This is a genomic window from Corynebacterium sp. HMSC08C04, assembly GCF_001807495.1.
Taxonomy (GTDB): Bacteria; Actinomycetota; Actinomycetes; order Mycobacteriales; family Mycobacteriaceae; genus Corynebacterium; species Corynebacterium simulans.
Window position 1 is genome coordinate 29139 of sequence record NZ_KV789202.1, and the last position, 23665, is coordinate 52803.

Below are 23665 nucleotides of genomic sequence, written 5' to 3' on the forward strand. Positions count from 1 at the left end.
GAGTTACCTTCTGTCTCGTTGATTAACTTCGCCCAGTCTAGCGGCCAGCCGCTGGCAGCTAAAACAAGAAAAGCCGTGGAGCAATTACTTGCCCCACGGCTTTCGCTATGGCGGTGGCGGCGGGATTTGAACCCGCGGTTGGGGGTTACCCAACATTCGCTTTCGAGGCGAACACCTTCGGCCGCTCGGACACGCCACCGTGGTCTAGGTTACGTGTTGAAGCGCGCGGCACAAAATCCCGCCGGATTTACTTGTCCTTCAGGCCGCCAATAACCTCGTTGGCCTTGTCCTTTACGCCCTCGACAGCGTCAGAGACTTTGTCCTTAGCCTGGGAAGTAACCTGGTCTGCCTTGCCCTCGTTAGCAAGATCCTCGTTGTCGGTTGCGTTTCCCGCAGCTTCCTTTGCCTTACCTACTAGGTCGTCCTTCTTGTTTTCGAAATCACCCATGTTATTTCTCCTTTTTGTTTGCGGTGACCCCATCCTACGCAATGTCAGCGCAGCTCGCCGAAGAAGCCGGTGAGCAGTCCGGCGCATTCTTCCTCGCAAACTCCGGCGCGCACTTCGGGCACGTGCAGGGCACCGGGGGCACGCAGGACATCGACAAGCGAGCCACACGCGCCCGTCTTCGGTTCGAAAGCACCAAAGACCACGGAAGCCACGCGGGCCCCCTGGATAGCCCCGGCACACATCGCGCACGGCTCAAGGGTGACCACAAGTTCGCAGCCTTCTAAGCGCCAGCCATCGCCATGCTTGGCGACGGCCGCGCGAATCGCCTCCACTTCCGCATGTGCGGTGGGATCGCCGCGCTGCTCCCGGCGGTTGACGCCGGTGGAAAGCTCGTTGTCGGCGGCGTCGTAAAGCACCGCTCCTACCGGGATGTCTCCCGCGGGTGTCTGGCGTGCCACCTCGAGCGCGCGGCGCATGCGCGCCTCGGCGCGGGCCAAGCCTTGGGATTTAAGCAATGTTCTCTTCGAGCTCGTCGCCGAAGCCTAAATCGCCCGCGATGCGCAGGAGCATATCGGAGGGCCAATCTTCGTCATTGTCGATGATGTAGCCCAACTGATCTTCACTGAGCCCAAGATCAGCAAAGATATCGAAGTCGCCGTCGCCATAAGGATCTGGATCCTCGTCGTCGTCAACGATTTCGGGAAAGTCAAGGTCGCGCAGCTCCAGGAAGTCTGCGGCAAAATCATCCTCGTCGGCATATGTGGCGTCAGAGATCAGCATGCGCACATCTCCCGGCACTGGGCGTACGACAACGAAGTATTCATCCTCTACGCACAGCAGCGCGAAGGCCGCGCCCTCGGAGCGCAGCGCGCGCACCGCGCTGATGGAGGTGTTGATGTCCTCGAAGTCGTCATTAAACTCCCGAACCACCCATTGCCCCTCATTGCGGGCAACGGTAACTGCGAAGGAGATGTTGTCATCACTCATACCTCGTGAGATTAGTCGTGTTGTGCCAGAATTGTCACCGTGAGTTCTCAAGACGTTCAACGACCCGTATGCATCATCGGCCTAGGCCTTATTGGCGGTTCCCTGCTGCGCGATCTCGTGGCAAGCAAACACGCAGTATATGGCTATAATCACTCGACTTCCGGTGCCCGCAGCGCCATCAAAGCGGGCTATGACGTCACCGATGACCTGCAGGCAATTTTGACCCGCGCGGAGGCAGACAATGCACTAATCGTCATCGCTACCCCGATGAAAGCGGTCGCTTCGGTCTTGGACGAGATTCAACAGCACGCGCCGAGCTGTGGCATCACGGACGTAGTTTCCGTGAAGACTGAGGTGCGTGATCTCTTCTTGGAGCGCGGCATGGAATCGCGCTACGTGGGCGGCCACCCGATGGCCGGCACTCAAAACTCAGGCTGGGACCACTCGCAGACCAAGCTCTTTAAGCGTGCAGCATGGGCAATTACCTATGACTACGCCGCCGAGTGCGAGGCCCGCGGGGAGCGCATCCCGAAGAAGTGGATTGAGACCTTCTCCGATGTGGTGCGTATGACGCAGATGGTGCACGCCGAGGCCGTCCCCGTGCGCGTGGCAAATCACGATGCCGCGGTGGCGCGCATTTCTCACCTGCCGCACGTCTTCGCTGAAACCCTCGCTGTGGTGGGCGACAACGGCGGCATCCTCGCGCAGTCCTTGGCCGCGGGCTCCTTCAAGGACGGCACCCGCGTGGCCGGTACCACCCCGGAGCTGGTGCGGCAGATGTGTGAGACCAACGCACCCGCGCTTGTCGACGCCCTCGATGAAGCATTGCAGCTCCTCCAGGACGCGCGCGACTCTCTCGCCGCTGAGCAGCCCTCTGTTGCTGAACTCGCGGAGAATGGCTTCCGCGCCCGCACCCGCATTGAGGCACGCTCCGGCGCCCGCAAGGAATCGGTCTCCCCGGTCAAGATTTCCTCGCGGCCGGTACTGCGCCTACATCCTGGTGGCCCGAACTGGGTGGCGCAGCTGCGTCAGTCGGAGTCTTTGGGCGGGCGAATCGAGATTTTCTAGCCCCGTCTAGTCTTCTAGGCCTGTCTAGGCTTCCCGCCCTGTCTAGCCTTCCCGCCCCGTCTAGTCACGGAACGTATCGTCGCGCCGCTTGCGGGACTTCGATTCATCCCTGCTCACCGCAAGGATGGGAAGTCCCAGAAGGCCCAGCGCGAGCCCAATCGGGAAAAGCACCAGCATTCCCGAGGCAACCCACAGCACCACGCCGAGGATTGCGCCCGCTACCAAGCAGGGCACGAGTTTGTTGTTGTTCACGCTCACCTTTCTAGTTCCCGTGGCGAAGGCAAACTTTTTACTGGCCATGAAGCTAAGCACCTAAAAATGAGGTCTCGTAAAGCGGTTCCGGTCTCATCGTACGCCGCGGCCTCTCTCGCAGCAGCTTCCGCGCCCCGCAGGTCTTTCGCACGGCACCAGGTTCTCTGCACGGCACCAGGTTCTCTGCACGGCCCCTGCGGCTGCAAATCGCAAATGGTGAGGTCGACCCGCAACGGAAGTGGCTGGTGTTAACGCCCGTGGCTGGTGAGCGGTCACCTCACCATCTACACCTCACCATTTGACTGGCTGGCCTCACCATTTGACTCCGCGCCGCCGCCAAGAGCCACCAAGCGCCTCCTTCGCGCCACCCATACAAAACGAAAATCTCGCGGCCTCCAAGAAGGAAACCGCGAGAAAATTTTGTGCGCCCGGAGGGATTCGAACCCCCAACCTTCTGATCCGTAGTCAGATGCTCTATCCGTTGAGCTACGGGCGCTAACCGCTACTGCGTTTGATTGCTGTGCAATCTCTCGCTGCAACGTGGATTAACTATAGTGCCGTTCTTTAAAGGCGGCAAATCGCCAGGCCAACACACGTTTTTACGCGTTGTTAACCTGTCGATAACTGCACTTAAACACCAGCCTTTAAAGCACCAGCCCAAAGACCGGCACGGCCAGCAGGTAGACCGTGAGAGTAATCAGCACGCAGCCAATGAGGTTGAGGCCGACGCCGCCCTTGATCATGTCGCCAATCTTCACGTAACCCGATCCGTATGCAATGGCATTCGGCGGGGTTGCCACCGGCAGCATGAACGCGCAGGTTGCCGCGAGCGCCACCGGAATGGTCAGCAGCAGGATGTTGATCTCGCCGCCCTCGGTCAGGCCAATGCCAACCGCAACGCCGCCCATGATGGGCAGGAAGGTCGCCGCCGTTGCCGTGTTGGAGGTGATCTCGGTCAGGAAAAGAACCAGCAGCGCAACTGCTGCGATGAGCAGCACCGTGGGCAGGCCGCCGAGACCCTTAGCCATCTCGCCGATCCACAGAGATAGGCCCGAGTTGTTAAACATCGCGGACAGAGACAGGCCACCACCAAAAAGAAGCAGGACGTCCCACGGCATCTCATTCGCGGTCTTCCAGTCCAGCGTCTTAGCGTCGGCCGGGATGATAAACAGCAGCAGGCCGGCAGCAATACCGACGATGGCATCGTCGTAGTTTGAGTCCTCGCCAACCAAGAAAGGAACGACCACCCAGGCGATAGCTGCGCCTAGGAAGATGATGCCGGTGAGAATCTGCGGAGCAGTCCACGGACCAAGAGCTGCGATTTCGCGGTCAATTAGCTCCTTGCCGCCAGGAATACGGTCCATCTCCGGCTTGAAGATGGTCACCAACAACAGCCATGCGATAAACAGGAAGATAACTGCCAGCGGCATTCCCACGATCATCCACTTGCCAAAGCCGAGGACGATGTCGTGAGATTCCTTCATATATCCGGCCAACAGAGCGTTCGGCGGAGTACCGATCAGCGTGCCCAGGGAGCCAATGGACGCAGAATACGCAATGCCCAGCATCAGCGCCGTTGCAAACTTCTTCTGCTTGGCCATGCCACCCACGGTGTCTGCGGTCAGCGCCAGCACGGAGGTACCGATAGGCAGCATGACTACCGCGGTCGCCGTATTTGAGACCCACATGGACAAAAAGCCGGTTGCCAGCATAAAGCCCAGCACAATGCGCTTTGGCGAGGTGCCAACCACCTTCACCACCGCCAGGGCCATGCGGCGGTGCAAGTTCCAACGCTGCAACGCGAGCGCAATGAGGAAGCCACCCATAAACAAGAAGATCGTCGCCGAAGCATAAGGCGAGCCAACTTCCTTAATGGTGCCCACGCCGGCCAGCGGGAAGATAACCAAAGGCAAAAGTGCCGTAGCTGCCAGCGGAATTGCTTCGGTCATCCACCACACGCCCATCAGGATGGTCACCGCCGCAACCGCGCGAATCGCGCCATAAGTATAGGTTTCCTCCGGGTCCGCGCCCGAGGATTGCAGCACGGTATCCACCGCATTCGACGGAAAAATAAACCACACCAGGGCGGCCAGCGCCAAGCCTAGGAACACGCCTATAAGCATGCGGCGCCATTCGCGCTTGTCGACGCCGTGATCTTCTTCGCCTTCTACGTGTGCTGTTGATTCATGTGTTTGCGGGGTCGTCATTCAGTTCTCCTTGCCAAACCTTCTAGCACGCGGGGATAAGCAAAATGTGAACCATGCAATACCCACGTTTGCGAACACCATACAACTTTGAACCAAAGAAAAAATCGGTTTTTAAACGCGGTTACCCCCACCAAGGCCCACCAGAGCCAGCACTGCCAGCAGCATCACGGCCACGGCTAGGCCCGCCAGCGCCGCGGCACCGGGGAGGGCGCCGCCGGTGTGAAGGGCGGCGTCGTAAAGCGCGTTACGGCGGCGCACCCGCCAACCCAGCCAGGCGCAGGCACCCGCGCCGCCCACGAAGGCGATGAGCTCCGCAATGGTCCACGGCAGCTCACTGCGCAAAACCACCAGAACCACCAGCACGAACGCCAAAAGGCTGCGCTGCCACGACAGCCGGGTGCGCTCCGGCTGCAGCCCTGGGTCATACATTTACGCCCCCGCGCCCACGAGCTGACCTACCAGGATCAGCACGCCGATAAGCAGCACCACCAACACGAGCAGAGGCATCGCGACATTCGGCGGCAGGGGCTTTTGCTCACGCATCGCGCTTTCCGACGCCGCCCAATGCGTCCACGCCACCGCCGGCAAGACGATGGCGACCACCAGCATGATCACGGAGATGATGAGGGTCAGCGTGCCGTGAATCGGGAGGTCGAAAGCCTGCAGTGCAACGCCGCCTGCGATGAAAGCGAGCGAGGTACGAATCCATGCCAAGAACGTGCGCTCGTTGGCCATGCTGAAACGCGGATCGGGCTCTGTGCCCTTTTCATAGACAAAGCGTGGGAACCGGCCATTAGATTTATCCATTGCGTCTTATACTTCCTTAACGCACTGCCTCTTGCCACCCGGCAGGGCGCTGCGCCTTAGGCAGCTTTTGCACCACCGCGGCATAGGATTCCTGGACGAGCTCCCGAACTAACTTGGGGTTTATTGAATCCCCGGGATACACGGTGTACCAGTGCCGCTTATTCATGTGATACGCAGGGCCGATGTCGGCATAACCAGCCTGCAAAGCGGTGACATCCTCCGGCGGAGCTTTGAGAATGATGGCTTTCTTTCCACCGAAGGGCTTATTCGCAGGCATGGTGGTGGCCAGCATGAACCACTTTCCGCGCACCCGCCAGGCTCGCCAGCCTTCGACGAAGGGATAGGACTCGGCGTCAATGAGTTCTGCTGCAGCATCGCTCGCAATAGAAATAAGCTCTTTTTCGTTCATACGCCGACCTAAAATCCATCGAATTGAAAACGACAATTCCCCAGCTTAATGCGTAGGACTATCGGACGTCCAAGGCGTGGGCTAAGGTGACTGCTACAGACCTAAGCTAAGCAAAAATAAAGGGCCAGTCATGAACAAGATTTTCTTTCTGCTCGCCGTGGTTTTGTTAATCGCGGCTATCTACATGTTCTTTAAATCGCGCCAAGCCAAGGCGGCTAGCGCGCAGGAGACGGGCGATACCTTCTCCAAGGATTACTTCGCTGAGGCCAAAGGCCAAAACGAGTTCAATCCAGAAAATCTTGGTCCGGGTGCAATCATCCGTTACGGCGCCACCGACTACGTCGTCCGCGGCACCCTGACCCTAAATGAGGGCCCTTATTACTGGTACGAATACCTGCTCGACGGTGGAGATAACTCCTCCTGGCTGGGAGTCGAGGTCGATGAAGGCCAGCTCAATCTCACCTGGTGGACCTCCCGCAAGGGCGCCGGCGTCACGCCAGATCGCGGCACCGTGGAATTCGAGGGAGTTACATATAGTGAGGACGAGCGCGGCCATGCGCGCTACACCTCCACCGGCACCACCGGCCTGCCAGAGTCCGGCGAGATGCGCTACGTAGATTATTCCGCGGGTGACAAGCTGCTGGGCTTTGAGGGCTGGGCCAACAATGACAGCTGGGAGGTATCCACCGGCCGCACCATGCTGCCGGGTGAGTTCACCGTGTACCCAGCTCCGAAGGCATAGGCCGCAGTGGAGGTTCTAGATTGCCCCAGCGCGGACGTCAGTGCCGCTGACTTGGGGCTGCGCTTAAACGGCCCGCGCCCGCAGGCGTTAAGCACGACCATGCTTCACGGTTCCAATGGCCTGCGGCTTGAGCTGGATATCATCGGCGCTTCGCATACTGCCAGCGTTTATCGCGGCAAGACGCTACTCTTCCGCGAGGAGATCTCCTGCCACTGTGAGGGTCCGCTGCCGCAGGCCTACGGTGAGATGATGGGTTACGAGCTGAAGACGGACGTCGCCAAGCATGGGGCGGATGGCTTCGCCGCAGAATTTCAACGGGTATCGGGCACGGATTGGCACTCTGCGCAATTTCCCGGGCAGGGTGATTACCACGTCACCGCCCTCAAGGGCACCGCACCCGAAGGCTGCGCAGGCTTCGAGTGGGAAACGGTACATATGTACCCTGCAGAAGAAATAATCGTGAAGACTACAAGTAGGTGGGTTCCATGAACTATGACAAAGGCTGGAAATGGTCACTGGTCTTCGCCGTACTTTTCGCAGTAATTGGCGGTCTGACTTCACCCGGCGTTACTGGCGCTCCCATCAGGTCAGGCACCTGTCAGGCAAACAATGTTCAGGCAGAGGCCAACCGCCTTGCAGCAGAGCATAAGCCGAAGGCGCGCCAATTCGATCCCGCAACGGGCACAGAGTACCTGCGCTACCGCAAGCAGATTGTCAAGGTCGAGCCCACTGGCCCGCAGAACTGTTCAGTGCGCGTGGAAAATCTCGATCACTTCCACGACGGCACCTATATCTTCTTAGGTCCCGGTTTTAGTCCCTCCTCCCCTTCCCGTTCTTCCGGCGGCTCCTCCGGCTCTTCCGGCGGCGTGAAATAGAAAGGCTTTAGTTCATGCTCGATTCAATCCTGGCCACCTTTGCTTATTTCGGTATTGCAGCGGTGCTGCTACTTGCCGGCTTCGTAGTTCTGGATCTGCTCACCCCGGGCAAGCTTTACCGCGCTGTCTTCGTTGATCATCACGTCAACGCTGCGGTCATCGCTTCCGCCCAGCAGATTGCCCTGGGAGCGGTGCTGGTTACCGCCATCGTGCACTCTTTTGAACTGCTAGAAACCGCTGTCTACGGCCTAGTCGGCATCGTGCTGCAGGCACTAGCGTTGGTCATTTTGGAGGCGCTTATCCCCGGCCGTTTCCGGGATCTGGTGGAAGATACCAAGCCCCGCGCGGGCGCCTTCTGCGCGAGCGTCATCCTCATCGTCATCGGCGCAATTAATGCCGCATGCCTGACCTAAACGCTTCCCCCGCCGCAGATTCGCTGGTCCGCTCGCGCGCCTGGCGGGTAGCTCTGCTTATCTCCGTCTGTATCTGCGCAGCTTCGGGCTTGGTCTACGAGCTGGCCTTGCTGACGCTGTCCACGAGCCTCAACGGCGGCGGCATTGTAGAGACCTCGCTGATCGTGGCAGGTTACGTCGCCTCCTTGGGTTTGGGCGCGTTAATGGCCAAGCCATTCTTGTCGTGGCCGGCGAGTTCTTTCCTCATCGTCGAAACTCTGCTCGGCCTGTGCGGCGGCGTGAGCGCCGTGGTGCTCTACATGGTCTTCGCGCTTGTGGGCCAGTCCACCCTCATTTTGGTCGTAGCGACGCTGCTCATTGGCATTTTGGTGGGTATGGAAGTGCCACTGCTTATGACGCTGATTCAGCGCGGGCGTACCTCGAATGCTGAGGATTCCGGCTCGGTGGTAGCCAACCTCAACTTCGCGGATTACGTCGGCGGCCTGCTGGGCGGTTTGGCATGGCCATTTATCTTGCTGCCGTGGCTGGGCATGATTCGTGGCACCGCTGCGGCCGGCTTAGTCAACCTCATCGCCGCACTCGTGGTTGCGCTGCTTCTACTGCGCACGGTGCTCTCCGGCAAGCAGCTTCTAATGCATGTCCTCGCGCTGCTGGGCGCTATCGCCTTGCTGCTTACTCTCATCATCCGCAGCGAATCCATAGTGGTAACCGCCCGGCAATCGCTCTACGATGATCCTGTCATTTACGCCCATACCTCGGATTACCAGGACATCGTGGTGACCAAACGCGGCAAGGATTCACGCCTCTATCTCAACGGCGGCCTGCAGTATTCCTCCCGCGATGAGTATCGCTACACCGAGTCCCTGGTCTATCCCGTGCTGCCTGCCAAGCCAGGCGGGCGAGTGCTCGTCATTGGCGGCGGCGATGGCTTAGCCGCGCGCGAGCTGCTCAAGATGGACTTTAAGCTCACCCAGGTCGAGCTCGATCCCGAGGTGGTGAACGTGGCCAACACGGTCCTGCGCGAGGACAACGGGGGCGCCATGGAAGATCCGCGCGTGCGGATCCTCAACGAGGACGCGTTTACCTGGTTGCGTTCGGGCGGTGATCACACGCTTTACGACGCCGTCCTCATCGATTTACCCGACCCAGACTCCGCCGCCATGGCCCGCCTTTACTCGGAAGAGTTCTACACCATGGCGCACAAGATGCTCGCTCCCGGCGGCAAGATGGTCGTGCAGGCAACCAGTGCCTTTAGTACTCCCGATGTGTTCTGGCGTATCGATTCCACACTGCGTTCCGCCGGCTGCCCCACCGTGCCTTATCACGTGCACGTGCCCACCTTTGGTGACTGGGGCTTTGTGGCCTGCGCGGAGGAAATCTCCGTGCCCAACTACGCTCCCCCGCTGCGCTACCTCGATGATGCGACTCTTGAGGCCGCGCAATCATTCGGCTTAGATAACCAGCCGCGCAACCTGCCGGCCTCCACGCTCGATCATCCTTATGTGGTCGATGACCTGCGCCGCGGATACCGCCAGGCAGGGGACTAAGAATACTAAGACCCAGCCTCGGAGAACTTCTCCAAGGCGACGGGGCTGCCGGCAATCACGATAAGATCCGTCGGGTTCAATTTCTGGCCTTTCTCAACAGGCATCCAGTGGCCATAGTCCTTGCGCACTGAGACCAGCTGCACGCGATGTTTTTCCCACGTTTTCTGCGGATCTAGTGGGGTTTGAACCAAGTGCGCGGGCGGGGTGAGCTTGGTAACGCCATAGTCCTCAGCGATTTCGGCGAAATCTTCGAACTTGCCGCCGAGCAAGTGTGCAATGCGGCGACCAGTGTCGCGTTCTGGGCGGATGACGTGGTGTACGCCCAGCTGCAGCAGGATGCGTGCATGCGCGTCGGAGTCCGCCTTCGCCCAAATGTCCTTTACGCCGAGTTCTACCAAATTTGAGGCGGTCAAAATGGAGTCCTCTAGGTGCGAGCCGATGGCCAGCACCACGCGGTCCACCTCGTCGATGCCCAGCTGGTGCAAGACCTCGGCGTCGGTTGTATCAGCTTGTACTGCCTCGGTGAGAACCGGCGAATAATCACGCACGAACTTCTCGCAATTGTCGATGCCGAGCACCTCAACGCCATGATCCATAAGTTCACGCGCCAGGGAAAAACCGAAGCGCCCCAAGCCGATGACGACCACTGCGGGGATGTCGATGGATTGCTTTTCGTGGCGCAGCGCGCCGAAGATGTTAGCCAATGAACGGCCTTTCTACTGGGTAGCGATAGTGACGAGTTACTGTGCGCGCGGCCAAAGCGGCCACCAACGTGGTCGGCCCAACGCGGCCAAGGTACATGATGAAGCACAAAATAATCTGGGAAGGCGCGGTCAGGCTGGCCGTAATACCTGTGGACAGACCAACGGTGGCGAAAGCCGAGAGCACCTCGAAGGTGATCTGGTCGGTAGAGAATTGCGGGTTCAAAACCACTAGGGTTCCAACTCCGAACATCGCCACTGCCGCACCGGCCACAGTCAGGGCGAGCGCCTGGCGCGTAATCGAATTCGGCAAACGGCGCTTACCGATGGTGGTGTCCTCACGGCCCAGGAACTCCGCCGCCATCGCCGCAACGAGCACGCAGGTGGTGGTCACTTTCACGCCGCCGGCCGTACCGGCGGAGCCGCCGCCGATGAACATCAAGATGTCCGAGGCCATCAAGGTAATGGAATGTACATGCCCGTAGTCGATGGCATTAAAGCCCGCTGTACGCGGCGAAGCACTCATGAAGAAGCTATTGAGCAGCTTGGTGCCAAACGGCATATCTGCCAGCACGCCGGACCACTCGGCCACCAAGAAAAACGTCATGCCGCCGAAGAGCAAAATGGCAGTTCCCACCAGCGTCATCCGCGCGGTAATGGACATGTGGTGCACGCGCGGCGCACGCCCTCGCAGGGCGAGCTTGATCCGGCCGCGGATACGGCGCACTATCTCCGCCAACATGGGATAGCCTAAGCCACCCACGATGAGCGCAAAGGCCACCGGCAGCAGAATCCACGCATCGGTATTAAAACCAATCATATTGTCCGAGTACGTACTAAAACCCGCGTTGTTAAATGCCGAAATCGCGTGGAAGACACCCTCCCACATCGCGCGCAGTACTGGGACGCCATGTGCGAAATGCAGGCGTAGGGCCAAGAGGACAGCAACTGCAGCCTCGCAAACGAGGGTGACGAGAAAGGTAAGCAAGAGGGTACGGCGAATGCCGCCGGCTACGGGGCGGCCCTCGGCGGCCGTCGAGCGCCGCGCTTTCAAGCTGATGCGTCCGGTTAAAAGCATGCCGGATAAGGAGGCAAGCGACATGATTCCCAAGCCGCCGAGCTGGATGAGGGTGATAATTACCACTTGGCCGAAGGGAGTCCAGTACGTGCCGGTATCTTCAACGATAAGACCGGTCAGAGAGACAGCGGAAGTCGCTGTAAAGAAAGCGTGTAAAGGAGGAGTCCACTGCGTGCCTTCGGTAGAAAATGGCAGCATCAGCAGGAATGCCCCCAGCATGATGAGCAGAAAAAAGCCCAAAGCTGTCACGCGTGCAGGGCCAAAGATGCGGCTTCGGTTCTGCAAAGATCTTCGTTTCACAAATAGGGATGATAGACCTGTTAGGGCGATTTACCATTTTATAAGTGACTAATTTTTCTTGAAGGCTCGGCACACCGCGGGTACACAGGGGACATGAGTACTTTTGCACTTGAGAACCCAAACACTGGCCTCTCCGAGGAGACCTTCGACCGCATCAATGACTCTGACCGTGACGCGATCCTGGACCGCTCCACGGAAGCCTTCAAGAGCTGGTCCCGCACCTCAATCGAGGAGCGTGCAGCCATCCTCTTCCGCACTGCAGATCTCTATGAAGAAAATGCAGACAAGCTAGCCGAGCACATCGGCCGTGAGATGGGTAAGCTCACGCGCTGGGCAAAGGGCGAGATTCAAATCGTCGCTGACATCTACCGCTGGTACGCCGAGCACGCTCACGAGCTGCTCGCGCCCGAGTACTTGGCGGCCCAGGGCGCGCAAAAGACTGTTGTTCAAAAGGAGCCGCTCGGCCCGCTGCTGGGCGTTATGCCATGGAACTTCCCGTACTACCAGGTTGCCCGCTTCGCGGCGCCGAACCTTTTGCTGGGTAACACCATCGTGCTCAAGCACGCTTCCATCTGCCCGCTGTCTTCCCAGGCCTGCCAGGATCTCCTGGAAGAGGCAGGTCTGCCGAAGGACGCTTTCATCAACATCTACGCTTCCGGCTCCCAGATGGATGCCTTCGTGGCGGACAAGCGCATCAAGGGCGTTTCCCTCACCGGCTCTGAAGCAGCCGGCGCTGCGGTGGCAAAGACCGCGGGTGAGAACTACAAGAAGTCCGTGCTGGAGCTCGGCGGCAACGACCCATTCATCATCATCGATGACAAGAAGCTCGAGTGGACCCTCGATCAGTTCGTACCTATCCGCATGTACAACACCGGTCAGGCCTGCAACGCCCCAAAGCGCCTGATTGTGTTGGAGGATTTCTACGACCGCACCCTCGACTACCTGGTGGAGAAGATCGGCAACCTCAAGGTCGGCCCATACGACGACGAGAATGCCGACATCGGCCCACTGTCCTCCATCGGTGCCCGCGACGAAATCATCGAGCGCCTCGACAAGGCTGTTGCCGATGGCACCGCCACCGTCCGTGTGGGTGGCAAGAAGGTAGACCGCGACGGCGCCTACATGGAGCCAACGCTGCTTAGCGACGTCGATCCTTCCGCCGAGATCGCCTGCAACGAGATCTTCGGCCCAGTCGCAGTCATCTACAAGGCAAAGGACATCGACGAGGCCATCGCGATTGCCAACAACTCTGACTATGGCCTCTCCAGCTCCGTGTGGGGTTCCGACCTCGACAAGGCCTTCGAGGTGGCGCAGCAGCTTAACGACGGCATGACCTTCGTCAACGAGGCTTCCGTCACCGCTGCCGGCCTCCCGTTCGGCGGCATTAACCGCTCCGGCTATGGCCGCGAGCTCGAGCGCTGGGGCGTGGGTGAGTTCGTCAACGAACACCTCTACCGCGTCAGCGGCCAGGACGACGCGGGCCTCTCCCCGGCGATGTAAGTACACGAGCCCGCTCTTCCAGAGCCGCACCCCCCGTCCTGCCAGCTCATCACTGGTGGGGCGGGGGTTCGTCTTTTACTGTGGCCACAAATGGTGAGGTCACCCCGTAACCGCTGCGGTTCGTGTTAAGCGCTGTGATTATTGTTAGGCGACCTCACCATTTACTCCTCACCATCTAGACCTCACCACCTAGCGGCAACCACGGTGCAGCACAAGGACGCCCCTAAGACCGATAAAGAGTCCAAGCGCAGCATCCCACGCAAAACATGCAAACGCTCCCGGAGGCAGTGCGATTGAACTAGCCTACGGGAGCGTTTGAAGGTTTTAGAAGCTTTTACTTCTGCAGACCTTCAGCGATTGCCTCGAAGATGCCGCCGAGGATTTCGAGAACGGTGGATGCGATTTCCATGATGGAGTCCTAACTGTAAAAGGGTCATTAACAAGTGGAACTGGGCTTTGCCTGAATCCACCTAGGACCATACTTCCGCTACCGTAAGTAAGCTACCCCTAACCGCGCTTGAACCACCGGAAATTGCCCAAATTTAGCTTTATATTCAGGCGAAATATACTTTCGTATCCTCCTTTGTATAAGCCCTTTGCACGGGGGGTTTTAATTGAGCTCAATGATGGTACAAATAGAGTGTGCATAAATAAGAGTTTTAACTATGAAAGTAGATACCTATGGCTATTTTCCAAGTCGGCGATCCAGCATCGATGAGCACCGCTGACACCGATAGCCGCATTGCGACGTTGATCGTTGATGACGATCCCCTCGTACGCTCGTCGCTGAAGACCTACTTCTCATACACTGCCGACATTCACGTCGTCGCCGAGGCCAGCACCGGCGTCGAAGCCCTTTCGCTTCTCGACCAAATCGACATCGATGTCATCATCGCCGATATTCACATGCCCGAGATGGACGGAATAACGCTCTTGCGCGAGGCCAAGAAGCGGCCCACCCCACCGGCATTCGTAGCAATCACCGCTTTAGACACTGACAAAACAATGATCGAGGTCTTAACCAACGGAGGGGCCGGCTACGTTGTAAAAAGCAGCAAGCCGGCCACAATGTATGCCGCTGTGCGCGAGGCGGTAAACGGTGGCACAGCCGTATCGCCGCACGCGCTAACCCGCCTGGTTGACTACCTTCCCCAATCCGATTCCCATGCAGAGGGCGATAACGACAAAGAATCCAGCGTTATCGAGTTCAATGAGAAGTACGCCTTACTCACCGATACTGAGAAGCAAATCTTGAGCTACATCTGCGAAGGGCGCTCAAACGCAGAGATTGCCAAGTCGATGCACTACGCACAATCGACCGTTAAGAAGCAGGTTTCCCATCTCATGTCCGTCTTCGCGGTGAGCTCCAGGCTCAGCTTGGCAATAACCGCACTGCCCCACATCGGGGTCTAAGTAAAAAGTCTCGAGACAGCGGGCAAACGATGTCTCGAGACTTCTCAAGTGGCGGAGACGAGAGGATTTGAACCTCCGGACCTGCGCAAGCAAGTCAACTCCTTAGCAGGGAGCCCCATTCGGCCGCTCTGGCACGTCTCCAGCGATTCGCAATGAATCTTCGCTTACTCTACCCGAGCCCCTCCACGCGTGCCAAACAGCCCCCTCACTACCGTCTAACTGCTTAGGTTTTAGCGGCGATTAAGCGCCGCATGCAGCTTCAATGCCACATACAAAGCGGCACAGCGCCAGCCATCTTCGAGGGCAGCCGTGCCCAGGATCTCACGGACTCGGTCTAGGCGATAATGCAAAGTAGCACGGTGAATATACAGCGCGGCGGCTGTGTCATTGACGTTGCGGGAATGCTCGAAATAACAAAGCAGACTTTCCCAGTAGCTTTTGCGCTCGGCGTCTAAAAGCAGTGCGGCATCGGGGCTCAGCGCACGCACGGTAGCCGGACTCAGATCCCATCCCAACAGCGCGCGCCAGGCGCCAGCCGCAGCCCAGTCCATCGCAGGTTGCCCGGTTAGCCGCGCAACGTCGGCCATGAAACGAGCCCGACGCGCAGTGGGCGCACTGCCCCGCGCACCAATTTGCGTCCCCGCCGTGAGGGCCGCGGAAGCAACCTCCTCAATCAGCGTTTTCGTGTCTTGCTCGTCGCGCGGGGATTCCACAATGATGAGCGAATCATGCAAGTCCAGGGCCAGAAACGGACGCCGCCGCAGCGGACGGGCGAGCTCCATCGTCAGCTGGACTAAATCACCGTCTACGTCGATACGGTGAATGAGCACTTCCCCATCACGCGGCAAAAGGTCGCGCTCGCGGGCTATAGCCAGCGCACTTTCATCCCCCGCAACGATGTCACGGGTTAAGTCACCAAGCTGCTGCGCACGAGTGGCCAGGTAAGCATCGCGCTCGTCTACCAACTTGGTCAGCGTGCTCAGTTGCGGGGAAACGGAGGCAAGAGCGGCGTCGGAAAGCGCGTGCTCATCAATGATCCACACGTGCCCTACCAGGTCAGGGCCGTGGCGCAAAGGAATAACCACGCGCGGGAGCATGTCATATTCCGCATTCGCCGGCAGGCGCACCGGGGCAGAAGATTCCTGAATGCCATAACTGAGCATCCACGGGATCGGCTCCGGCGGCGGGGTGCGCTCCAGAATCGAGGCCACGCGGTGACTATCCACGGCGCCCAACTGCGCGCTTGCTGCAATCACGTTGATAGAGGGAGTGGTTACCTCCACCGAGCATTGCAACTGCCGCGCGATGTCATCGGCTAACTCTTGAATCCGTGCCAGGTTCGGCGCCGTCAGTTTCGACATATGTCAAAGATAGTTCTCTATTTTGACTAATGACAACAAAAATGTGACCTACGATAATCGAAAAAGCACGTTTTATCGCTATCAAAAGAAAGGACTCGCAATGCAGACTACTGTCGGCGAATTTATCCTTGATCGCTTGAAGGCCATCGGCATCACCGAAATCATCGGTGTCCCGGGCGATTTCAACTTGAGCTTCCTCGAGCAGATCGACGAAGACAAGGACATCCGTTTCGTCGGCGCCTGCAATGAGCTGAACGCGGCCTATGCCGCTGATGGCTACGCCCGCCAGCGCGGCGTCGGCTGTCTGCTCACCACCTACGGCGTGGGCGAGCTTTCTGCGCTCAACGGCATCGCGGGTGCTCGCGCGGAGCACGTTCCGATGGTCTCCATCGCTGGCGCACCGCCGCAGTACGCCACCGAGTTCGGTTGGAACCTGCACCACTCGCTTGCCGACGGCGACTTTGCCAACATGCTCGACGCCATCGCACCGTTTACCGAGGTAGCCACCCGCGTTTCCCCGATGAACGTGGTCGAGGAATTCGACCGCGCCCTGCACACCTGCCTGCGCGAGAAGCGCCCGGTGCACATCCAGATCCCTTCCGATATCACGCACCTGACCATCGAGGTCCCGGATACCCCGTTCAGCACCGAGCTGGCTACCTCCGACCAGGAGCGTCTCAACGCCGCCGCCGATCGCGTGATCGAGGCGCTGGCTGCGGCCAAGGATCCCATCTTCCTGATCGACCAAGACACCGATCGCCACAGTTTTACCGAGAAGTTCCGCGCCATCATCGACAAGGCCCAGCTGCCGTACTCCCAGCTTTCTTCCGGCAAGGCCATCCTGTCCGAGCGCGACCCGCTGTTCATCGGCACCTACAACGGCGCCGCTTCCGCCCCGGGCGTGCAGGAGCGCATCGAAAACTCCGACTTCCTGGTCACCACCAACCCACGCTTCATCGAGGTCAACTCCGGTTCCTTCACCCACAATCTGGATAAGGCGCACGTGTTCAACTTCGGCGATCAGCACCTCAACGCTGACGGCGAGTACTTCGTGGGCATCAATACGCTTGAGCTTCTCGACGTCCTCGTCGAGCGCATCCCAGCCAAGGAAGCCGCCGCGGGCGAGAAGTTTGAGCTGCCGGCCTTCGAGCCAGACGAGTCAGCGCCGCTGACCCAGGAGCGCATCTGGAACCAGATGGTTCACTTCCTCAAGGAAGACGACGTGGTCATCGCCGAGGCTGGTACTTCCAACATCGGCCTGGGCCCGCTGCGTATGCCGGAGGGCGTGCAGTACATCAACTCCACCATCTGGGGCTCCATCGGCTTTACCCTGCCTGCCGTGCTCGGCTCCCAACTGGCTAACCCGGAGCGCCGCCACGTGCTCTTCATTGGCGATGGTTCCTTCCAGCTGACCGCTCAGGAGCTTTCTACCATCCTGCGCCAGGAGCTCAAGCCAATCATCGTTCTGGTCAACAACGATGGCTACACCATTGAGCGCTACATCCTGGGCATGGAGCAGGAGTACAACGCCATCCAGAACTGGAGCTACAACGAGCTGCCGAAGGTCTTCAAGGCAGATACCACCATGGAGTCTTATGCAGCGAAGACCGAGGGCGAGCTGGCTAAGGCGCTCGCGGACATTTCTGAGCACCCGGAGCGCGGCGCCTTCCTTGAGGTTCAGCTCGACGCTTTTGATGCACCGAAGGGCCTGCAGGCGTTCGGCCCGCTCACGGCCGAGTTTGACTACGGCCCTCGCGGTCCGCGCAACCCGGAAACCTCTTCCCAGGGCTAAGGTGGTTGCCATGATTCGATCCGATCTTTCCTCCCTGCCCGTCTATGTTCCTGGTGCCCGCAACGAGACTGCTTTGAAGCTGTCTTCCAATGAGGCCACCCAGCCTCCGCTTCCGGAGGCGCTCAAGGCCATGGAGGCCGCGGCTGGCGACGCCAATCGTTACCCAGACATGGGCGTCGTCGAGCTGCGCACTGCACTCGCAGAGCACCTTGGTATGACCCTCGATGAGGTGGCCGTGGGAACGGGTTCTTCTGCCATCTGCCAGCAGCTGGTACAAATCACCTGCCAGCCTGGCGATGAAGTGGTTTTCCCGTGGCGTTCCTTCGAGGCCTATCCAATCTTCGCCCACGTGGTTGGCGCGACGCCGGTTCCGGTCCCACTGAATGAGGAGCACCGCCTGGACTTGCCGGCGATGGCCAAGGCCGTGACGGAAAAGACCAAGGTTATCTTCGTATGCAATCCGAATAACCCCACCGGTTCGATCATCACTCGCGCGGAATTCGACGAGTTCCTGGCGGCCGTGCCGGATGACATCATCGTGGCATTGGACGAGGCTTACATCGAGTACAACCGCAACGACTCCCTGCCGCTGGCCACCGACTACGTCAAGACGCACCGCAACGTCGTGGGCCTGCGCACTTTCTCCAAGGCCTACGGCCTAGCCGGCGTGCGCGTGGGCTATGCCTTCGGCGACAAAGAGATCATTGAGGCGCTGAACAAGGTAGCCATCCCGTTCTCCGTGAACACGGTGGCTCAGGTCGGCGCCCTGCACTCTCTGGCGGCACAGGATTCCTTGCGTGAGCGCACCGACGAGACGGTTCGCCAACGCGAGCGCGTCACTGAGCACTTTGCTAAGTTCGGCGTTCCTTCTTCCGAGACCAACCACATCTGGTTCCCGGCAGCAAACATCACCGAACTGGGCACCCCACAAGAAGTCGCTGCCAAGCTCGCCGAAAACGGCGTGCTGGTTCGCGCCTTCGACGAAGGCGTACGCATCTCCATCACCACCGTCGAGGAGACCGATGTACTCCTCAAGGCGTGGGAGGCTGCTTTCGGCGCCTAAAAACGGCAAAGCGGGTAAAAGATCACAAAAGGGGTTGCCACCAAAGCAGCACCCCCTTTTAGCGAAGCGATATATCGCAAGCCGCGATATACTCCTATTCCTCGTCGTATTCGTAAGGCATCTTGTGCTTATCCGGATGCGGGACAACCATAAGCGCCATCAGCAGGCCAGCTCGGTCCTTTTCAATGATGAATCGGCTCAATGCCGCTGCGTCCGCGTCCCTAGGCAGTGGGTTGCCACCAAAGTTTGTTCCAATCTCACTTGATGAAGGGCTTGCAGCGTCATATATAGCAAGGTCATCAAAGCTCATGACTTTTTCAATGACATCCTGAAGCTGCTCACTAGTCAGTGCGTCGTCATCGTAGCCGGTATCTTGGACGATGTAGACAAGATTGACCCAATCATCATCGGCTCTGAACCAATCAATGACAGCGTCGTAGACTTCATCGGCAGTGAGAATCTTGCGCGGTTTATCGGGCAACATGGACCTTATAGCTTTCGGCTCCCGAAGACACTTCAAACGGGACTCATTGATGAATGAAACACGTAAACTTAGCGTTCTTCATTTCACTACCTGTGCTAAGCGTGTTTTTCCCCTTCGCTTCTCTTTTTCACAGGTATAGCAACCGAAAGAGCGATGCCTAGCAAGGCTATGGGAATCCCAAGATTGGTAAGCTTATTTTCCCAATATAGGCCCGCTACGCACAACAAAACCCCTGCAATGAGAACGACAAGGGTAAAAGCTTTAAGCAATTTCATTTCCGCATCGTCCTTACAATTTTCGTCGTCAACTGAGCTTAAGAATCGCCCTTTAGACTAACAATTCTTTTCCCACCAATGAGTCCTGTTTCTAAATCGGGTACTTTCGTATACTCTTCTCGGATTTTGTGGTTTGACCAGAACATGAAGGTGAAAATGGACGTGTTCCATGAAAGCATCCACATCACAGTCTATTGTCGGACGTAAATGCCCTGAGGACCGATACAAGACACTAGACCAGCAGCCCTACCCGCCTGCAAAAGGCGGCAACACGTCAACACGCGTCGCACCCGTGAGGGAGGCGGCGCGTTCGGCGTTTTTGCCATCCACCAGGAAGGTGCAGCGGTCTAGCACCTCGCCCAAGTTCATGCCGGCCTCGGTGGTGCCACTGTGCTCTGCGGCCACGGTGTCCAGCAGCTCGCCTAGCGTTGCAGGAGCTGCAATCTGTTCGTGGCTTACACCTGCCGCTGCGCGGGCGGCGGCGAAATAGTGAATTTCAACCATGTCTGCCACTATGCCAGTTTTTGCATTGAAAGTGCCGTTAAAATTGAAGAGGTTAACCAGGAACATAAGGAGAGGCACGCCAGCATGCGCAGTTACGAAGAACACCTAGCAGCTATCCGTGGGGCACTACCTGCGCCGACGGTGGTGACGCGCTCACTGCTGGAGGTCGATGGCTTGATCCTCGCGCGCACCATCGCCGCGGCTTATGACATGCCGCGCTTTAATAACTCGCAGATGGACGGCTACGCCATCACCACGACGGAAGGCGGCACCTTCACCGTCGGCCAGACGGTGGCTGCCGGTGCTGTGCCCAGCGCTGCACAGGATGGCATCGCGGCCCCAATCATGACCGGCGCCAAGGTGCCAGAGAACACCGTGACCATCGTCCCAGTGGAGCAATGCGAGCCACCGCAGTTCCCGCGCGAAGGGGAAAAAGTCACCATTCCGGCGGCTCCGGCGGGCCAGTTCATCCGCGAGGCCGGATCCGACATCGCGGCTGGCAAGGTGCTGGTGGAGGAAGGCACGCGGCTGACCCCAGCCATCATCGGCACGCTGGCCTCCCAAGGCATCACTGAAGTCGAGGTCTATGCCCCGGCACGCATCGTGGTCGCCACGGGTGGCGCAGAGATCGGCGGCCAAGGTGCGGCCAGCATCCCCGATGCGAATGCGCCGATGATTGCTGCTCTCTGCCGCGAGTACGGCATTGAGGTCGTCGCCTTTGTACGCACCAACGATGACCCAGGCATCCTGCGCTCCGATCTGGAAGGCGTGGTTCGCGTTTACCAGCCCGACGCCATCGTCACCTCCGGCGGCGTATCCCACGGCAAGTTCGAAGTCGTGCGCCAAGTCTTCGAAGAAGACGGCTGGTTCGGCCACGTGGCACAGCAGCCCGGCGGACCGCAGGGACTGTCCAAGCTAAGCAGCGTCCCGGTTATCTGCCTGCCCGGCAACCCCGTCTCCACGCTGGTCAGCTTCCGCATCTACGTAGGCCCCACACTGGGTCGCGCCAGGGCCGCACACACCGCGCAAGTCACCGTTCCAGTCACCGGCTTGGAAGGCCGCGGCCAGTTCCGTCGCGGCATCATCGACTATGAAAACGGCATCGCCACGGCCGAGCTCTTCGCCGGCACTGGTTCGCACCTGATTTCGCAGGCTATGAGCGCCAACGCCCTCATCCGCATCCCGGCCGGCGCACATCTGCAGCCGGGCGATGTCGTTGAGGTTATCCCGTTCTAATGGCGCGACGTGCAGTAGTAGTGGTTGCCTCCACCCGCGCGGCAGCGGGCATCTACGAAGATCGTTCCGGGCCCATCGCGGTGGATTTTCTGCGGCGGATGGGCTTTGATACTCCGGATGCGCTCGTGGTACCCGATGCCGAAATCGCCGAGGCCCTCGATAAGGTCTTCGCCGCCCAGCCCAGCGTCATTTTAACTTCCGGAGGCACGGGCATTTCGCCTGACGACGCCACGGTGGAGGCCGTCTCCTCGCATCTGGCACGGGAGCTGCCGGGGATAGCGCATGCTTTTTACGCGGCGTCGGCAAGCGTGCCCACTGCCGCGCTCTCGCGTACCGTCGCCGGCGTCAACGCACACACCTTCGCCATGGCGCTGCCCGGTTCCACGGGCGGGGTGAAGGATGGTTGTAAGGTTTTGGAGCCTTTGCTACCGCACATCGTCGATCAATTGGAAGGAAGGCATGAGCACTGATCCCGCCTTTGTTAGCGCCGATACCGGAAAGGTAATCGGGGCGATGATGACGAGCTCGCCCATTGAAAAGCCTGATATTTCCACCCCGGCGATGGGTGCCGTGGTCACCTTCGACGGCATCGTGCGCAACCATGATGGCGGGCGCGGCGGCGTGGAGCTTTTGCGCTATACCGCGCACCCCACTGCCGAATCCGAGATCTCCCGCGTGGCGCAAGAAGTCATCGCCGCGCATCCGAATACCCGCCTGTGGTGCGCACACCGCACCGGTGATCTGCGCGTGGGCGAGGCAGCATTCGTGGTGATCGCTGCCGCGGCCCACCGCGGGGATGCTTTCGCGGCTGCGGAAGAGTGCGCCGACCGCGTGAAGGCGGAGGTGCCGATTTGGAAAGAGCAGCGTTACGCGGATGGTTTTAGCAACTGGGTGGGCTTGGAATGAGTAATCGCTACGCACGCCAGGAGGCCCTGTGGGGTACAGAGGGCCAGGCCAAGCTAACTAATGCAACGGTGGCGGTCATCGGTGCCGGCGGGCTTGGCTCGCCTGCCCTGCTTTACCTCGCGGGCGCAGGTGTGGGGCGCATCCTGCTTTTCGACGACGACGTGGTCTCCCTATCCAATCTGCAACGCCAAGTCATCCACGGCATGGACGATATTGGTGGGCCGAAGACAGCGTCGGCCGCGGAGACGATCCATCAGCTCAACCCGGAGGTACAGGTACTGCAGTACCCGCGCCTAAGCTCCGCCACGGCGCTTGCGCACTTGGCTGAAGCCGACGTCCTCTTAGACGGCACCGATAATTTTGAAGCCCGCTACCTGTGCTCTTGGGCGTGCCACGAGCTGGGTATTCCGCACGTGTGGGCGTCGATTTTAGGATTCGATGCGCAGCTTTCCGTCTTCTGGTCTGGGCACGGTCCGGTCTACGAGGACGTCTTTCCCACGGCACCTGCCCCTGGCTCGGTGCCTTCGTGCTCCCAAGCCGGCGTGCTGGGCCCCGTGGTGGGCACGGTGGGCTCCGCCATGGCGTTGGAGGCCCTTAAGTACCTCACGGGTATGGGCACGCTGCTTACTGGGAAGATTGGTTACTTCGATGCGCTGACCTGCACCTGGGAGTACATTCCGGTGGTTGCCAGCGGCGCAACGCCCACGCAGCCTGCCGACGCCCCCGAAATACGCACCATCCCCTCCGGCTACCGCATCATCGATGTGCGCACCGAGGAAGAACGCGCGGAGCATTCCATCCCCGGCTCCGAGCACTTCCTCCTGGACCGCATCCTGGCGGGTGAGAATCCCCGGCTCGGCCACGACGAACCCGCCGTCATCCACTGCGCCGGCGGCATCCGCTCCGCCCAAGCCGTAGCCGCACTACGCGAGCGCGGCTACACGCAGGTCTACTCCCTGCGCGGCGGCATCAACGCATGGCTAGAGCAGAATACCGCGTAGGCAGCCCATATTAAGGAAACTGAAGACAGTCCACGGCGTGTGTACCTCTGCGTGTATTTAGCGTGCCTGAATCACCAGGTTTCTGGCCGCTATTTACATATATCGGTACATGAAACCACGCCTGGCAATGCGAAGGGCGTTTGAAGGAAACAAAAAGTCTCGAGACACCATCCAAAGGAACGATGTCTCGAGACTTCACACGGCGGAGACGGCGGGATTTGAACCCGCGGTGGTTTGACCCACGCTGGTTTTCAAGACCAGTGCATTCGGCCGCTCTGCCACGTCTCCTTGTCTTG

The 23665-nt window shown here is 59.3% G+C and carries 28 protein-coding genes and 4 tRNA genes; 14 read left to right on the forward strand and 18 right to left on the reverse strand.

The genetic code is table 11. From position 1 onward, the window contains the following. Nucleotides 1–108 precede the first annotated feature (108 nt). From HMPREF3169_RS03240 to HMPREF3169_RS03255, 4 genes are all read right to left on the reverse strand, one after another. Nucleotides 109–199, reverse strand: a tRNA-Ser gene (locus HMPREF3169_RS03240). 48 nt (nucleotides 200–247) lie between these two features. Next, a complete protein-coding gene (locus tag HMPREF3169_RS03245; protein WP_061920058.1) occupies nucleotides 248–448 on the reverse strand; it encodes a CsbD family protein in 201 nt (66 codons plus the stop codon). A gap of 44 nt (nucleotides 449–492) precedes the next feature. Continuing rightward, nucleotides 493–924 carry a nucleoside deaminase gene (locus HMPREF3169_RS03250; RefSeq protein ID WP_070455826.1) on the reverse strand — a complete coding sequence of 144 codons (432 nt, stop codon included), beginning with the start codon at nucleotides 922–924 and terminating at the stop codon, nucleotides 493–495. A gap of 31 nt (nucleotides 925–955) precedes the next feature. Further along, a complete protein-coding gene (locus HMPREF3169_RS03255) occupies nucleotides 956–1435 on the reverse strand; it encodes a tRNA adenosine deaminase-associated protein (protein WP_070455665.1) in 480 nt (159 codons plus the stop codon). Nucleotides 1436–1474: 39 nt separating this feature from the next. Between HMPREF3169_RS03255 and HMPREF3169_RS03260 the strand changes: the two genes are divergently transcribed. Beyond that, entirely contained in the window at nucleotides 1475–2503 is a 1029-nt protein-coding gene (locus HMPREF3169_RS03260; RefSeq protein ID WP_061920054.1) for a prephenate dehydrogenase, read from the forward strand. A 60-nt stretch (nucleotides 2504–2563) separates the two neighbouring features. On the opposite strand, the gene HMPREF3169_RS03265 is transcribed toward HMPREF3169_RS03260, so the two are convergent. From HMPREF3169_RS03265 to HMPREF3169_RS03290, 6 genes are all read right to left on the reverse strand, one after another. Beyond that, the gene (locus tag HMPREF3169_RS03265) at nucleotides 2564–2755 is read right to left on the reverse strand and encodes a hypothetical protein (RefSeq protein WP_235590976.1); all 192 of its coding nucleotides are present in this window, start codon (nucleotides 2753–2755) and stop codon (nucleotides 2564–2566) included. Between the two features lie 423 nt (nucleotides 2756–3178). Continuing rightward, nucleotides 3179–3251: transfer RNA gene (locus HMPREF3169_RS03270), tRNA-Arg, on the reverse strand. A 148-nt stretch (nucleotides 3252–3399) separates the two neighbouring features. Then, complete coding sequence (locus HMPREF3169_RS03275; protein WP_070455666.1) at nucleotides 3400–4962, reverse strand: SLC13 family permease; 1563 nt, start codon at nucleotides 4960–4962, stop codon at nucleotides 3400–3402. 111 nt (nucleotides 4963–5073) lie between these two features. Further along, entirely contained in the window at nucleotides 5074–5391 is a 318-nt protein-coding gene (locus HMPREF3169_RS03280) for a DUF202 domain-containing protein (protein WP_061920047.1), read from the reverse strand. After that, nucleotides 5392–5769, reverse strand: a complete 378-nt coding sequence (locus HMPREF3169_RS03285; RefSeq protein ID WP_062042705.1) for a YidH family protein — start codon at nucleotides 5767–5769, stop codon at nucleotides 5392–5394. It abuts the gene before it with no gap. Nucleotides 5770–5785: 16 nt separating this feature from the next. Continuing rightward, nucleotides 5786–6178, reverse strand: coding sequence for an MmcQ/YjbR family DNA-binding protein (locus HMPREF3169_RS03290; RefSeq protein ID WP_062042708.1), 393 nt, complete (start codon nucleotides 6176–6178; stop codon nucleotides 5786–5788). 130 nt (nucleotides 6179–6308) lie between these two features. Here HMPREF3169_RS03290 and HMPREF3169_RS03295 point away from each other — a divergent pair, with 130 nt between their 5' ends. Genes HMPREF3169_RS03295 through HMPREF3169_RS03315 form a run of 5 tightly spaced genes read left to right on the forward strand, consistent with a single transcriptional unit; the run spans nucleotide 6309 to nucleotide 9755 of the window. After that, nucleotides 6309–6920, forward strand: coding sequence for a DUF4178 domain-containing protein (locus tag HMPREF3169_RS03295; protein WP_070455667.1), 612 nt, complete (start codon nucleotides 6309–6311; stop codon nucleotides 6918–6920). A gap of 6 nt (nucleotides 6921–6926) precedes the next feature. Further along, entirely contained in the window at nucleotides 6927–7409 is a 483-nt protein-coding gene (locus HMPREF3169_RS03300) for a DUF2617 family protein (protein WP_070455668.1), read from the forward strand. Next, on the forward strand, nucleotides 7406–7795 hold the full coding sequence (locus tag HMPREF3169_RS03305) for a DUF4247 domain-containing protein (protein WP_061920038.1): 390 nt from the start codon (nucleotides 7406–7408) through the stop codon (nucleotides 7793–7795). Before HMPREF3169_RS03300 ends, HMPREF3169_RS03305 begins: the two co-directional genes overlap by 4 nt. A gap of 14 nt (nucleotides 7796–7809) precedes the next feature. Further along, nucleotides 7810–8208: a DUF350 domain-containing protein gene (locus HMPREF3169_RS03310; RefSeq protein WP_070455669.1), complete on the forward strand. Its 399-nt coding sequence runs from the start codon at nucleotides 7810–7812 to the stop codon at nucleotides 8206–8208. Beyond that, nucleotides 8196–9755 (forward strand): polyamine aminopropyltransferase, encoded by a 1560-nt coding sequence (locus HMPREF3169_RS03315; RefSeq protein WP_070455670.1) that lies wholly within the window; start codon nucleotides 8196–8198, stop codon nucleotides 9753–9755. Before HMPREF3169_RS03310 ends, HMPREF3169_RS03315 begins: the two co-directional genes overlap by 13 nt. A 5-nt stretch (nucleotides 9756–9760) precedes the next feature. Here HMPREF3169_RS03315 and HMPREF3169_RS03320 read toward each other — a convergent pair whose 3' ends face one another. Continuing rightward, nucleotides 9761–10459 (reverse strand): potassium channel family protein, encoded by a 699-nt coding sequence (locus tag HMPREF3169_RS03320; RefSeq protein ID WP_179294263.1) that lies wholly within the window; start codon nucleotides 10457–10459, stop codon nucleotides 9761–9763. After that, nucleotides 10452–11753, reverse strand: a complete 1302-nt coding sequence (locus tag HMPREF3169_RS03325) for a TrkH family potassium uptake protein (protein ID WP_246815594.1) — start codon at nucleotides 11751–11753, stop codon at nucleotides 10452–10454. The genes HMPREF3169_RS03320 and HMPREF3169_RS03325 overlap by 8 nt, the downstream gene beginning before the upstream one ends. A 174-nt stretch (nucleotides 11754–11927) precedes the next feature. Here HMPREF3169_RS03325 and HMPREF3169_RS03330 point away from each other — a divergent pair, with 174 nt between their 5' ends. Together HMPREF3169_RS03330 and HMPREF3169_RS03335 are read left to right on the forward strand one after the other, a co-directional pair. Then, the gene (locus HMPREF3169_RS03330) at nucleotides 11928–13334 is read left to right on the forward strand and encodes an NAD-dependent succinate-semialdehyde dehydrogenase (protein ID WP_070455671.1); all 1407 of its coding nucleotides are present in this window, start codon (nucleotides 11928–11930) and stop codon (nucleotides 13332–13334) included. A 681-nt stretch (nucleotides 13335–14015) separates the two neighbouring features. After that, nucleotides 14016–14747, forward strand: coding sequence for a response regulator (locus HMPREF3169_RS03335; protein ID WP_246815590.1), 732 nt, complete (start codon nucleotides 14016–14018; stop codon nucleotides 14745–14747). Between the two features lie 49 nt (nucleotides 14748–14796). Here the strand turns inward: HMPREF3169_RS03335 and HMPREF3169_RS03340 are convergent. Both HMPREF3169_RS03340 and HMPREF3169_RS03345 read right to left on the reverse strand, forming a co-directional pair. Beyond that, nucleotides 14797–14888, reverse strand: a tRNA-Ser gene (locus HMPREF3169_RS03340). An 89-nt stretch (nucleotides 14889–14977) separates the two neighbouring features. Continuing rightward, entirely contained in the window at nucleotides 14978–16108 is a 1131-nt protein-coding gene (locus tag HMPREF3169_RS03345; RefSeq protein WP_070455672.1) for a PucR family transcriptional regulator, read from the reverse strand. A gap of 100 nt (nucleotides 16109–16208) precedes the next feature. Here HMPREF3169_RS03345 and HMPREF3169_RS03350 point away from each other — a divergent pair, with 100 nt between their 5' ends. Further along, nucleotides 16209–17900, forward strand: a complete 1692-nt coding sequence (locus tag HMPREF3169_RS03350; protein ID WP_070455673.1) for an alpha-keto acid decarboxylase family protein — start codon at nucleotides 16209–16211, stop codon at nucleotides 17898–17900. Nucleotides 17901–17910: 10 nt separating this feature from the next. Continuing rightward, nucleotides 17911–18963 carry a histidinol-phosphate transaminase gene (hisC, locus tag HMPREF3169_RS03355; RefSeq protein ID WP_070455674.1) on the forward strand — a complete coding sequence of 351 codons (1053 nt, stop codon included), beginning with the start codon at nucleotides 17911–17913 and terminating at the stop codon, nucleotides 18961–18963. 94 nt (nucleotides 18964–19057) lie between these two features. Here hisC and HMPREF3169_RS03360 read toward each other — a convergent pair whose 3' ends face one another. The 3 genes from HMPREF3169_RS03360 to HMPREF3169_RS03370 all read right to left on the reverse strand — a co-directional run bounded on the left by HMPREF3169_RS03360 (nucleotide 19058) and on the right by HMPREF3169_RS03370 (nucleotide 20226). Then, nucleotides 19058–19447 (reverse strand): hypothetical protein, encoded by a 390-nt coding sequence (locus tag HMPREF3169_RS03360; protein WP_062036260.1) that lies wholly within the window; start codon nucleotides 19445–19447, stop codon nucleotides 19058–19060. Nucleotides 19448–19542: 95 nt separating this feature from the next. Further along, entirely contained in the window at nucleotides 19543–19722 is a 180-nt protein-coding gene (locus HMPREF3169_RS03365; protein ID WP_062036262.1) for a hypothetical protein, read from the reverse strand. Between the two features lie 246 nt (nucleotides 19723–19968). After that, nucleotides 19969–20226 carry a MoaD/ThiS family protein gene (locus HMPREF3169_RS03370; protein WP_062039224.1) on the reverse strand — a complete coding sequence of 86 codons (258 nt, stop codon included), beginning with the start codon at nucleotides 20224–20226 and terminating at the stop codon, nucleotides 19969–19971. 84 nt (nucleotides 20227–20310) lie between these two features. On the opposite strand from HMPREF3169_RS03370, the gene HMPREF3169_RS03375 reads away from it, so the two are divergent. The 4 genes from HMPREF3169_RS03375 to HMPREF3169_RS03390 are packed head-to-tail and all read left to right on the forward strand — an operon-like array spanning nucleotide 20311 to nucleotide 23369. Continuing rightward, entirely contained in the window at nucleotides 20311–21462 is a 1152-nt protein-coding gene (locus HMPREF3169_RS03375; RefSeq protein WP_070455675.1) for a molybdopterin molybdotransferase MoeA, read from the forward strand. After that, a complete protein-coding gene (locus HMPREF3169_RS03380; protein ID WP_070455676.1) occupies nucleotides 21462–21932 on the forward strand; it encodes a MogA/MoaB family molybdenum cofactor biosynthesis protein in 471 nt (156 codons plus the stop codon). Before HMPREF3169_RS03375 ends, HMPREF3169_RS03380 begins: the two co-directional genes overlap by 1 nt. Continuing rightward, entirely contained in the window at nucleotides 21922–22368 is a 447-nt protein-coding gene (locus tag HMPREF3169_RS03385; protein WP_062036268.1) for a molybdenum cofactor biosynthesis protein MoaE, read from the forward strand. The genes HMPREF3169_RS03380 and HMPREF3169_RS03385 overlap by 11 nt, the downstream gene beginning before the upstream one ends. Next, the gene (locus HMPREF3169_RS03390; protein WP_062036270.1) at nucleotides 22365–23369 is read left to right on the forward strand and encodes a ThiF family adenylyltransferase; all 1005 of its coding nucleotides are present in this window, start codon (nucleotides 22365–22367) and stop codon (nucleotides 23367–23369) included. The genes HMPREF3169_RS03385 and HMPREF3169_RS03390 overlap by 4 nt, the downstream gene beginning before the upstream one ends. Before the next feature lie 203 nt (nucleotides 23370–23572). Here HMPREF3169_RS03390 and HMPREF3169_RS03395 read toward each other — a convergent pair. Further along, a tRNA-Ser gene (locus tag HMPREF3169_RS03395) sits at nucleotides 23573–23657 on the reverse strand. Nucleotides 23658–23665 lie beyond the last annotated feature (8 nt).